The 11,756-nt window shown below is 66.1% G+C and carries 9 protein-coding genes; 3 read left to right on the top strand and 6 right to left on the bottom strand.

Going from position 1 to position 11,756, the window contains the following annotated elements; genetic code table 11:
• Window positions 1-81: 81 nt before the first annotated feature.
• Window positions 82-798, bottom strand: coding sequence for a 16S rRNA (uracil(1498)-N(3))-methyltransferase (locus tag EEB15_RS28580; RefSeq protein ID WP_141513369.1), 717 nt, complete (start codon window positions 796-798; stop codon window positions 82-84).
• A gap of 8 nt (window positions 799-806) precedes the next feature.
• The gene (locus EEB15_RS28575; protein WP_141513368.1) at window positions 807-1,895 is read right to left on the bottom strand and encodes an aminoglycoside phosphotransferase family protein; all 1,089 of its coding nucleotides are present in this window, start codon (window positions 1,893-1,895) and stop codon (window positions 807-809) included.
• 72 nt (window positions 1,896-1,967) lie between these two features.
• On the opposite strand from EEB15_RS28575, the gene EEB15_RS28570 reads away from it, so the two are divergent.
• From EEB15_RS28570 to rsmA, 3 genes are all read left to right on the top strand, one after another.
• Window positions 1,968-4,325 (top strand): LPS-assembly protein LptD, encoded by a 2,358-nt coding sequence (locus EEB15_RS28570; protein WP_370283987.1) that lies wholly within the window; start codon window positions 1,968-1,970, stop codon window positions 4,323-4,325.
• A 9-nt stretch (window positions 4,326-4,334) separates the two neighbouring features.
• Window positions 4,335-5,708, top strand: a complete 1,374-nt coding sequence (locus EEB15_RS28565) for a peptidylprolyl isomerase (protein ID WP_141513366.1) — start codon at window positions 4,335-4,337, stop codon at window positions 5,706-5,708.
• A gap of 97 nt (window positions 5,709-5,805) precedes the next feature.
• Entirely contained in the window at window positions 5,806-6,567 is a 762-nt protein-coding gene (rsmA, locus tag EEB15_RS28560) for a 16S rRNA (adenine(1518)-N(6)/adenine(1519)-N(6))-dimethyltransferase RsmA (RefSeq protein ID WP_141513365.1), read from the top strand.
• A gap of 296 nt (window positions 6,568-6,863) precedes the next feature.
• Here rsmA and EEB15_RS28550 read toward each other — a convergent pair whose 3' ends face one another.
• The 4 genes from EEB15_RS28550 to EEB15_RS28535 all read right to left on the bottom strand — a co-directional run bounded on the left by EEB15_RS28550 (window position 6,864) and on the right by EEB15_RS28535 (window position 11,694).
• Window positions 6,864-7,292 (bottom strand): barstar family protein, encoded by a 429-nt coding sequence (locus EEB15_RS28550; protein ID WP_141513363.1) that lies wholly within the window; start codon window positions 7,290-7,292, stop codon window positions 6,864-6,866.
• Window positions 7,293-7,341: 49 nt separating this feature from the next.
• Window positions 7,342-7,743, bottom strand: a complete 402-nt coding sequence (locus EEB15_RS28545) for a ribonuclease domain-containing protein (RefSeq protein ID WP_141513362.1) — start codon at window positions 7,741-7,743, stop codon at window positions 7,342-7,344.
• 207 nt (window positions 7,744-7,950) lie between these two features.
• Window positions 7,951-10,263, bottom strand: a complete 2,313-nt coding sequence (locus EEB15_RS28540) for an NADP-dependent malic enzyme (RefSeq protein WP_141513361.1) — start codon at window positions 10,261-10,263, stop codon at window positions 7,951-7,953.
• Window positions 10,264-10,476: 213 nt separating this feature from the next.
• Window positions 10,477-11,694 carry an RtcB family protein gene (locus EEB15_RS28535; RefSeq protein WP_141513360.1) on the bottom strand — a complete coding sequence of 406 codons (1,218 nt, stop codon included), beginning with the start codon at window positions 11,692-11,694 and terminating at the stop codon, window positions 10,477-10,479.
• Window positions 11,695-11,756 lie beyond the last annotated feature (62 nt).

Raw genomic sequence — 11,756 nt, 5'->3', positions numbered from 1 at the left:
CCCCTCGGGGGGCAGCGACAGAACGAAGTGACGAGCGTGGGGGTCCATGGATGCCCATTGTGACCGTGAGGCGCGAAGCCTTCACGCCAATGCGGCCAATGCCGCCAATGCCGCCAGGGCCGCCGTTTCCGCGCGGAGCACGCGCGGCCCCAGCGTGACGGGCTGGAATCCGGCGGCCAGGGCCGCCTCCTCTTCGGCTTCGGTGAAGCCGCCTTCGGGGCCGCTCAAAAAGAGCGCGGCGCCATCGCCGGCGGCGATGCGAAGCGGCCGGGTTCCTGCACGCAGGGACAGCAACAGCCGGTGCGCCTGTGACGCGTTGCCGTTCGCGAGCCACGCACGCAGGTCCGCCACTTCGCGCACCGCCGGCACCCGGTTGCGCCCGCATTGCTCGCAGGCGGCGACGGCGACGGCTTGCCAATGCGCCTGCTTCTTCGCCGCCCGTTCCCCGGCCAGCCGCAGCACGCTGCGTTCGGCCACCAGGGGCTGGATGCTCGCGGCACCGAGCTCGGTGGCTTTCTCGACCAGCCAGTCCATCCGCTCGTTGGCAGGCATCACCGCCGCGAGATGCACTTCGCGCGCGGCTTCGCGCTCGACGGCGTGATGTGCCTCGATGCGCACGCCCACGTCGCTGCGCCCCATGCGCTCGACGACCGCGTCGAACTCGCCGCCCTCGCCGTTGAACAGGGTGATCCGGTGGCCGGGCTGCATGCGCAGCACCTGGACGTGGCGCGCCGCGCCGGGCGGCAGGTCAAGGGCCTCGCCGGACGCCAGCGGGACAGGGCAATGGAATCGAGGCATGAACGCCGTCAGACGCGGCCGAACGCGAAGCCGGTCGCAGCCTCGGTGCCTTCGACCTGGTCGATCAATCGCAGCAGCGGCGTCAATTCGCGGTAGCGCGCGGCCGTGCTGCGGATGTAGCCGATGAAGCGCGGCGTATCGGCAAGGTAGCGCGGTTTGCCGTCGCGCAATGTCAGGCGCGCGAAGATGCCGGCGACCTTCAGGTGCCGCTGCAGGCCCATCCACTCGACGCCGCGGTAGAACTCGCCGAAGTCCGGGTCGACCGGCAGGCCGGCCTTCTGCGCCTTCTGCCAGTAGCGCACGGTGATGTCCAGCACGAACTCCTCGTCCCACGAGAGGAAGGCGTCGCGCATCAGGCAGGCGATGTCGTAGGTGATGGGGCCGTAGACGGCATCCTGGAAGTCGAGAACGCCGAGCCGCGTTTCGGATTCTTCGTGCGGCATCATGAGGTTGCGGGGCATGAAGTCGCGATGCACGTAGACATTGGGCGAGGCAAGATTGCGTTCGATGATCTTGGCGAACACGGTGTCCAGCGTTTCGCGAACGGCGCCTTCCACCTTGACGTTGCGGTGCCCCTCCAGATACCAGTCTGGAAAAAGCGCCAGCTCGCGGGCGAGCAGGGCCTGGTCATAAGCTGGCAGTACGCCGGGACGCGACGCCGATTGCCAGGCGACCAGCGCATCGACGGCACGCAGGTACAGGGCCTGGTTGGCGTAGGGATCGTCGCGGTTAACCACCTCGATCATGGTGCGGGTGCCCAGGTCGTCCAGCAGCATGAAACCCTGCGCCTCGTCCCAGGCGCGCACCCGCGGCACGTTCAGCCCCGCGTCCGCCATCAACTGGGCCACCTTCACGAAAGGTTCGCAGTTCTCCTTGTCGGGCGGCGCGTCCATGACGATCAGGCTGCCAGCATTGGTATCCACGCGTAAATAGCGGCGGAAACTGGCGTCTGCAGACGCAATGCGCACGGTCTCAGGCCGCAGGCCGTGGGCGGCGGCGATGCCCGCCAGCCAGCGGCCAAAGGCCGCTTCGCGTTGCGGATCGGCCCAGGTCACGACGGACGTGGGCGCGGGGGACGGGGGAAGGGGTTCGCTCATGGATAATCCATTCTACAAATCCAGTCCCACCGCCTTGGGCGCCTCGCGCTGCCGGCGGTCCACATGCCCTCGATGAAATCCAAGGCGTCCCGCGCCCGCTTCGCCCTGACACCGACAGCCCTGGTCGCCTGCGCCCTGCTGCATGGCGGCGCCGTGCGTGCCCAGCAGCCCGCGGCACCGCTGCCGCTTCAGCCCACGCCCGCCCTGCGCGAGACCGTGCCGTCCACAACGCGCGACCAGCTGCCCACGTACCTGTCGGGCGACCGTGCGTCGGGCCGAACCGACGTGGAGACGGTGATCGAAGGCGACGCGCAGCTGCGCCGCGGCGACACGGTGATCCGTGCGGACCGGCTCGAGTACTACCAGCCCGACGACCTGGCCAAGGCGCGCGGCAACGTGCGCATCAACCGCGCCGGCAACACCTTCGAGGGCCCGCTGCTCGAGCTGAAGGTCGACGCCTTCGAGGGTTTCTTCAACGAGCCGCGCTACCGGTTCCTGAAGAACGATGCGTACGGCGAGGCCGAGCGCGTCGACTTCATCGACGACAAGCGCGCGATCATCCGCAACGCAACCTACACCACCTGCCAGCGCCGGCCCGGCCCGAGCTGGATGCCCGACTGGATCATCCGCGCGGCCAGTATCCGCATCGACAACGAGGAAGAGACCGGCCAGGCCAGCGGCGCGGTGCTGAGTTTCATGGGCGTGCCCATCCTGCCGGTGCCCGAGCTGAGCTTTCCGTTGACCGAGAAGCGCAAGTCGGGCCTATTGCCGCCTACCATCGGGCTGGACAGCTTGAACGGCCTCGAGCTGTCCATTCCCTATTACTGGAACATCGCGCCCAACCGCGATGCCACGCTGTACCCGGCCTTGATGACCAAGCGCGGCGTCGACCTGGGCGGGGAGTTCCGCTACCTTGAACGCGACTATGCGGGCGAGGTGCGCGCCAATTTCATGCCCAACGACCGGCTGCGCGAGCGCGACCGCTGGGGCTACGCGATCAAGCATTCCGGGGTCGTCGGCGCGGGCCTGCCGTTCGGCGCCATGGGCCTGTCCCTCAACCTCAACCGCGTCAGCGACGACAATTACTGGCGCGATTTCTCGCGGACCACCTCGTCGCTCACCCAGCGGCTGCTGGCCAACGACGGTGTGCTGTCGTGGGGGCAGGGCGACTTTTCGGTGACGGCCAGGGCCCTCAAGTGGCAAACGCTGCAGGACGTGAGTGCGCCCATCATTCCGCCCTACGACCGCATGCCGCAGATCGTCGGGCGCTACTCGCGCCCCAACCTGCCTGGCGGCCTGGAAGCCTATGCCGAAGCCGACTACACGCGCTTCGAGGCAGACCGCACGCTCACCGGCCAGCCGAACGCCCAGCGCACCTTCAGCGTGGCGCGCATCAGCCGGCCCTGGCAGGCGCCGGGCTGGTTCGTCGTCCCCAAGATGCAGCTGCACACCACGCAGTACCAGTTCGACGCCCCATTGGCCAACGGCGCCACTTCGGCGACCCGTACCGTGCCCACGTTCAGCCTGGACAGCGGGCTGGTGTTCGAGCGCGACGCCAACTATTTCGGCCGCAATTTCCGCCAGACGCTGGAGCCCCGCGCGTTCTATGTCTACACGCCGTTCCGCAACCAGAGCCTGCTGCCCAACTACGACTCCGCCGCCAACGACTTCAACTTCGCGACCATCTATACGGAGAACGCGTTCGGCGGCAACGACCGCATCTCCGACAACAACCTGCTCACGCTGGGTGCGACCACGCGCCTGCTTGACCCGGACACCGGCGCCGAGGCCGCGCGCTTCGGCATCGCCCAGCGGTTGCGCTTCAAGGACCAACTGGTCACGCTGCCGGGCGAAGCGCCGGTGAGCGAGCGCCTGTCCGATCTGTTGTTTGGCGCCACCATCAACTGGACGGCGCAATGGAGCCTGGACGCGACGGTCCAGTACAACCCCAAGACCGGCCGCTCCATTCGCGAAACCATCGGCGGGCGCTACAACCCCGGCAATTACCGGGTGGTGAGCGCCGCCTACCGCCTGCAGCGCGGCTCCAGCGAGCAGATCGACGTGGGCTGGCAGTGGCCGCTCAACGACCTGTGGGGCGACACAGGCCGGGTCATGGCGCCGGGCCAGGGCGAAGGCGAAGGGCGCTGGTACAGCGTCGGCCGCTTGAACTTCAGCCTGCAGGACCGCAAGCTGGTCGACGCGGTCGTCGGCCTGGAATACGACGCGGGCTGCTGGCTCGGCCGTATCGTGTTCGAGCGTCTCCAGGCGGGCACCAGCTCCGCGAACAAGAGGGTGCTGTTCCAACTCGAATTCGTCGGCTTCACCCGGCTCGGGTCCAATGCCTTGCAGACGCTCAAGCAGAATATCCCCCGTTACCAGTTCCTGCGCGAGCAGACCAGCACGCCCAGCCGCTTCAGCAACTACGAGTAGTCAAGCACCATGAACCACCGCCCTTTTGCCTTGTGGCTGGCCTTTGCGGCGCAAGCCCTGGCCTTGGCCGCTCCCGCCGCCGCCCAGGGCCTGCGGCCGAGCCAGCCGGGCGCCACCGCGCGGCCGCCGGCCCGTGTCGCCGAGAGCGGCCCGCGCCCGGCCGACTACATCGTCGCGGTCGTCAATTCCGAACCCATCACCAACAATGAAGTGCGCAGCCGCATGGCCCGCTTCGAGCAGCAGCTGGCCCAGCAGGGCCAGCGTGTTCCGCCACGCGCCGAGTTCGCGCGGCAGGTACTGGAGCGGGTGATCAGCGAAAAGGCGCAGCTGCAGCTGGCGCGCGAAAGCGGCATCAAGATCGAAGAAGGCTCGGTCGACCTGGCCGAGCAAAACGTGGCGCGGCAAAACCAGATCGAGGTGGCCGAGCTGCGCCGTCGTTTGACGGCGGATGGGATCCCGCTGGCGCAATTCCGCCAGGAGCTGCGCGACCAGATCTTCCTCACGCGGCTGCGCGAGCGCGAACTCGACTCGCGCGTGCGGGTGAGCGACCTTGAAGTCGACCAGTTCCTGCGCGAGCAGAAAAACAGCAACGACCCGTCCACGGTGGAAATCAACCTGGCGCACATCCTTGTGGCCGTGCCCGAGAACGCGACCGACGCCCAGGCTGCAACGCTGCGGGCGAAGGCCCAGCGGGTGATGGAACGCGCCCGCGCCGGCGAGGAGTTCGCCAAGCTCGCGCGCGAAGCGTCCGACGCACCCGGCGCCGCGACGAACGGCGGGGTGGTCGGCCTGCGCACGGCCGACCGGTATCCGCCGCTGTTCTACCAGGCCGTGGAGGCGCTGCCGGTGGGCGGGGTGAGCGACATCGTGCGGTCCGGCGCGGGCTTCCACGTCATCAAGGTCGTCGAAAAGCAAAAAGGTGGGCCGGGCGGCACGGTGGTGCAAAGCCATGCGCGCCACATCCTGCTGCGCACCACGCCGCAGCTGACTCAGGCTGCCGCGGTCGCGCGGCTGGCCGATTTCAAGAAGCGCGTCGAGGCCGGCCAGGCCGACTTCGCCCAGCTCGCGCGCGAGCATTCGCAGGACGCGAGCGCGCCCAACGGCGGCGATCTGGGTTGGGCCGGGCCCGGGCTGTACGTTCCGGAATTCGAAGAAGCGATGAACAGCCTGGCCCCCGGCAAGATCGCGGAGCCGCTGGTGTCGCGCTTCGGCGTGCACCTGATCCAGCTGCTGGAGCGCCGCCGTGCCGCGCTTTCGCCGCGCGAACAGCGCGAACTGGCCCGCAACATGGTGCGCGAGAAGAAGCTGGACGATGCGTATGCAGCCTGGGCGCAGGAAGTACGCGGCCGGGCGTACGTGGAGTTCCGCGAGCCGCCGCAGTGAATGTGGCCCCCACGCTTGTCACTCCGTGTACTGCGCTGCCCCCCAAGGGGGCCTTCGCGCCTAGGGGCGGCCCGTCGGCGCTCATGATGTCGCCGCCTTGAAGCACATCCCCCGCAAGCGCTTCGGACAGCATTTCCTGTCCGACCAGGCCATCATCGATGGCATCGTGCGTGCCATCGACCCGCGTGCTGGTCAGGCCATGGTGGAAATCGGCCCCGGCCTCGCCGCGCTCACGCAGCCGTTGGTCGAGCGGCTGGGCAAGCTCACCGTGATCGAGCTGGACCGCGACCTGGCGGCGCGCCTGCGCCAGCATGGGCAGCTGGAAGTCGTCGAAAGCGATGTGCTCAAAGTCGATTTCGCGCAGCTTGCGCGGGCCATGGGCGCGTCGAAGCTTCGTGTGGTCGGCAACCTGCCCTACAACATCTCGACCCCGATCCTGTTTCACCTTCTGGGCTTTGTCGGCGAAGTCGAAGACCAGCACTTCATGCTGCAAAAGGAAGTGATCGACCGCATGGTGGCGCAGCCGGCCACGAGCGACTACGGCCGCCTGTCGGTGATGCTGCAATGGCGCTACGAGATGGAGAACGTCCTGTTCGTGCCGCCCGAGTCGTTCGACCCGCCACCGCGCGTGGACAGCGCCGTGGTCCGCATGGTGCCGCGCGCGCACCCCGCACCGGTGGACGAGAAGCTGCTGAGCGAGATGGTGCAGGTGGCCTTCAGCCAGCGCCGCAAGATCCTGCGGCACACGCTGGGCAAATGGCTGGCCGAAAAAAAATTCACCGGCACCTTCGACACGCAGCGGCGTGCCGAAGAAGTGCCGGTGGCAGAGTACCTGGCGGTTGCCCGTTCCCTTTCCTGACCCCGGACCCACGGAGCAACGCGCAGTGGGCCCAAACAAAAAGGCCGGGTTTCCCGGCCTTTTTACGTAGCTAGCAACTCAACAAAACACGCAGTGTTTTTTGAGTTATGCAGCCGCGAGCCAGTAACCTGCGTTGAATGGGCTGCTCATTCGCAGCGCCAGGGGAGAGACATCCACCAACTTGTCGGTGGGCATCTTCTCGCCGTTGTCGGTGGCGACCGGCGCGGCGGGTGCCGCGGTTTCGGTGCCTTGAGCCTCGTTCGCCCGTTCTGCTTGGCTGGTGTGTGCAGAACGGGCTACAGAAAAGAATAGAAGCACCGGAACGGTATTTTTCGATCCGCCCAGTAGTCCGCGGTGTCGCGGAAGATGTCCAGCAGCTGCTCGCGTGCTTCCTTGTCGAACTTCGCGTTCGCCGGGATCTGCTCGAGCACCACGATGAAACCGGGCTGCGGGCCCGATTTATGCACCGGGTCCGTCATGCAGTCGTACAGCGCGTCGAAATTCTTGCCGAAGTGCGCGGGCAGGATGAACTGGCCCGCGATGAGGTCGAGGACGTCCTGCTTGCTCTGGGCATTCGCCAGGTTGGCATACAGAAAATGCTGGCCCAGGGAGCGCGCGGCATCCTGCAGGTCGGACACGCGGAAGGCGCGGATCGACTGCACGATGTTGGTCCGCACGCCCTTCAGGGCGTTCTCGGTGGTTTCTTTACGAAGTGGCGTATCCATCTCCGCGTCTCTTTCAATAGTCAAAAACTCATCCCGCTTCATTTGGGGTTCACTCCACGATCATTCGAAAACTGGCGTAATGGTCAGCGGTGTAATAACAGGCATGTGGCACCCTCGTGGGGCCACCGCACACGATGCGCCGGCCACCCCGGTCGCGAGACCCAGGTGTGGTGACGGTATATTCGCGCCAGTAGCCGCGCTTTTGCGCCGGCAGCAGCCTTTCGCGATTACCGAACACCCCACCATCCTTGTCATACGGGAACGGTCCGCCCCGGCGGATCAGTTCATAAGTCTCCCGGCCCTGCCGCGGCAGCTCAGCGACATGAATGACGGCTGGCGTGCTTTCGGCGGGGCGCTCCGTCCGCAGCCTGGCTTGTGCCAGGGAGCCGACGATCGTTGCCGCCAACAAAAAGCTAGTTAGCGCAAACTTGACCGCGGCAATGCGCGCCATGAACAGACCTTCTACGGGGTGACCTTGCTTCGACTCCGGTCACCCGGAGCGTCATTTTTCTCCGGGTAAACCCGGAAAAATTCCAGGCGGTAGTGTGACCGATCACGCCCCAAAACGCAAGCGGCTGCCCAATTTTTGAGCAGCCGCCAGGGCCATTGCAAGCTTAAAGCTTGACAGGCAAGTTAGTGCTGGCTCTCTAAAACGGGCTTATCTCGCCGCGTTTGCATCCGCCACCGTGAGCGCTGCCATATTGACAATCCGCCTCACCGTCGTGCTGGCGGTGAGGATGTGCACCGGTTTGGCCGCGCCCAACAGCACCGGGCCGATGGCGATGTTGCCGCCGGCCGCGGTTTTGAGCAGGTTGTAAGAAATATTGGCTGCATCGATGTTTGGCAGCACCAGCAGATTGGCGTCGCCGACGAGGGTGCTGTGCGGCATGATCAGCTCGCGGGCGTGGCCGTCCAGCGCGACGTCGCCGTGCATTTCGCCGTCCACTTCCAGCCAGGGCGCGCGCTCGCGCAGCAGCTCGAGCGTCTCGCGCATCTTCACCGCGCTCGGCTGGTTGCTCGAACCGAAGTTGGAGTGCGACAGCAGCGCCGCCTTGGGCTTCAAGCCGAAGCGCATCATCTCCTCGGCCGCCATCACCGTGATCTCGGCCAGCTGGAGCGCTGTCGGGTCGTAGTTCACATGGGTGTCGACCAGGAACAGCTGGCGCCCGGGCAGCATCAGGCCGTTCATGCAGGCATAGGTGCAGACGCCGGCGCGCTTGCCGATCACCTGGTCGATGTAGTTCAGGTGGATCGCCGTGGTGCCCCAGGTGCCGCAGATCATGCCGTCGACCTGGTCCTTTTGCAGGAGCATCGAGCCGATCAGCGTCAGGCGCCGGCGCATCTCGATCTTGGCCGTCTGCGCCGTGGTGCCCTTGCGCTCGGTCATCTGGTGGTAGGTCTGCCAGAAGTCGCGGTAACGGTGGTCTTGTTCGACGTTGACGATGTCGTAGTCGAGCTCTTCGCGCAGGCGCAAGCCGAATTTCTCGACGCGCTGCGCGATGATGGCCGGCCGGCCGATCAACGTGGGACGGCAGATGCCTTCGTCCACCACGATCTGGCAGGCGCGCAGCACGCGCTCTTCTTCGCCTTCGCAGAACACCACGCGTTTCTTCAGCGCCGCCTTGGCAGCGGTGAAGATCGGCTTCATCGTCGTGCCCGAAGCGTAGACGAAGCTTTGCAGCTTCTCGCGGTAAGCGTCCATGTCCTGGATCGGGCGCAGCGCCACACCGCTGTCGGCAGCGGCCTTGGCTACGGCCGGCGCGATCTTCATCATCAGGCGCGGGTCGAACGGCTTGGGGATGAGGTACTCGGGGCCGAAGGCCAGTTGCTGGCCGGCATAGGCCGCGGCGACCACTTCGCTCTGCTCGGCCTGCGCCAGTTCGGCAATGGCATACACCGCCGCGATTTCCATCTCCACCGTGATCGTCGTCGCGCCAGAATCCAGCGCGCCGCGGAAGATGTACGGGAAGCACAGGACGTTGTTGACCTGGTTCGGGTAGTCGGTGCGGCCGGTGGCCATGATGGCGTCGTCGCGGACGGCTTTGACGTCCTCGGGGCTGATCTCGGGATTCGGGTTGGCCAGTGCCAGGATCAGCGGCTTGGCCGCCATCTTCTTGACCATGTCCTGCTTCAGGACGCCGGCGGCCGACAGGCCCAGGAAGATGTCGGCGCCTTCGATGATCTCGGTCAGCGTGCGAGCCGACGTCTTTTGCGCGAACGGGATCTTGTCCTCGTCCATCAGTTCCTTGCGGCCTTCGTAGACCACGCCAGCCAGGTCGGTGGCGAAGATGTTTTCGCGCGGCATGCCCAACTTGACCAGCAGATTCAGGCAGGCCAGCGCCGCCGCGCCGGCGCCCGAGGTCACGAGCTTGACGTTCTTGATGTCCTTGCCGGTGACTTTCAGCCCGTTGATGATGGCCGCGCCGACGCAGATGGCCGTGCCGTGCTGGTCGTCATGGAAAACCGGGATCTTCATGCGGTCGCGCAGCTTGCGCTCCACATAGAAACAGTCCGGCGCCTTGATGTCTTCGAGATTGATGCCGCCAAACGTCGGCTCCAGCGCGGCAATGATGTCGACCAGCTTGTCGAGATCGTGCTTCTCGTTGATCTCGATGTCGAAGACGTCGATGCCGGCGAACTTCTTGAACAGGACGCCCTTGCCTTCCATCACCGGCTTGGCCGCCAGCGGGCCGATGTCGCCCAGGCCCAGCACGGCGGTGCCGTTGGTGATCACCGCCACCAGGTTGCCACGGCTCGTGTATTTGAAGGCGTTGTTCGGGTCCTTGACGATCTCTTCGCAAGGCGCCGCAACGCCGGGCGAATAGGCCAAAGCCAGGTCGTGCTGGTTGATCAGCTGCTTGGTGGCGTGGATCGCGACCTTGCCGGGCGTGGGGAACTCGTGGTATTCGAGGGCAGCCTGGCGAAGTTCTGTGCGCTTTTCGTCGGCGTTGGCCGAGTTGATGGGGGGCATGTTGTTGAGGTCTCCTGGAGCGCAGCTTAAGCCTTGGCAAGGCCGCGTCGGTTCTTGGGGCCTGCGATTGTAGGCCCCGGCGCGGGAAAACCCTAGTGCGTGATTGTGCGTATGAGGGGATCTTGACCGCCGTCAAGCTCATGCGGGCTGGCCGCCCAGCCAGGCCAAAAAAAAGCCGGCCCTTTCGGGCCGGCTCTCCAAGCGGCAGTTCCTTCAGCCTTTGACGCACACCACCTGTTTAAGCGTGTGCACCACATCCACCAGGTCGGTCTGCGCCGCCATCACGGCATCGATGTCCTTGTACGCCGCGGGCGTTTCATCGATCACCTCCTTGTCCTTGCGGCACTCGACGCCTTCGGTCGCGGCGCGATGGTCGGCCAGGGTGAAGCGGCGCTTCGCCTCGCCGCGGCTCATCGTGCGGCCGGCGCCGTGCGAGCACGACGAAAAGCTGTCGACGTTTCCCTTGCCGCGCACGATGTAGCTGCGCGCGCCCATGCTGCCGGGGATGATGCCCAGCTCGCCGGCCTTCGCGCTCACCGCGCCCTTGCGGGTGACGTACACCTCTTGCCCGAAGTGCGTCTCGCGGCTCACGTAGTTGTGGTGGCAATTCACCGCCTCGATGTGCGCCTGGAAGTTCTTGTGCAGCACCGTCTTCGCGGCTTCGATCACGCGGCGCATCATCACCTCGCGGTTCAGGCGCGCGAACTTCTGGGCCCAGCCGACGGCACGCACGTAGTCGCCGAAGTAGCGCGAGCCTTCCTCGAAGTAGGCCAGGTCGCGATCGGGCAGGTTGACGTTGTTGCGCATCGCGTCCTGCTTGGCGAGCTCGATGAACATCGTGCCGATCGCGTTGCCCACGCCGCGCGAGCCGGAGTGCAGCATGAACCACACGAAGCCCTCTTCATCCAGGCAGACTTCGATGAAGTGGTTGCCGGTGCCCAGCGTGCCCAGGTGGACACGGTTGTTCGTCTTGGCCAGCTTCGGGTAGTCGCGCGTCAGCTCGGTGAACTCGGGCTCCAGTTGCGCCCACGCGGTGTCGACCGAGCCCGGCACCTTGCTCCATGCGCCCGGATCGCGCGCGCCCGGCGAGCGGCCGTGCGGCACGGCACGCTCGATCGCCGAGCGCAGCGGGCCCAGGTTGTCCGGCAGGTCTTCGGCCGTGAGCGTGGTCTTGCAGGCGATCATGCCGCAGCCAATGTCCACGCCCACCGCGGCCGGGATGATGGCCTTGAAGGTGGGGATCACCGAACCCACGGTCGCGCCGATGCCGAAGTGCACGTCCGGCATCGCCGCCACGTGCTTGAACACGATGGGCAGCCGCGCCGCGTTCGTCAGCTGGCGCTTCGCCTCGTCTTCCACCGGCACGCCGCGCGTCCACATCTTGATGGGCACGCCGCCGGGGACTTCTTCCTCGATGTAATTGGTTTCCATGTTGATTCCTTTCGCAAGGAGGGGCGCCGATGCGCCCCTCCTCGACTCGCACCACACGGTGC

Source organism: Ramlibacter sp. WS9 (assembly GCF_003797765.1).
GTDB lineage: Bacteria > Pseudomonadota > Gammaproteobacteria > Burkholderiales > Burkholderiaceae_C > Ramlibacter.
Note: the sequence above shows the minus strand (reverse complement) of the source record. Positions and strands in the feature narration are given on the sequence as shown.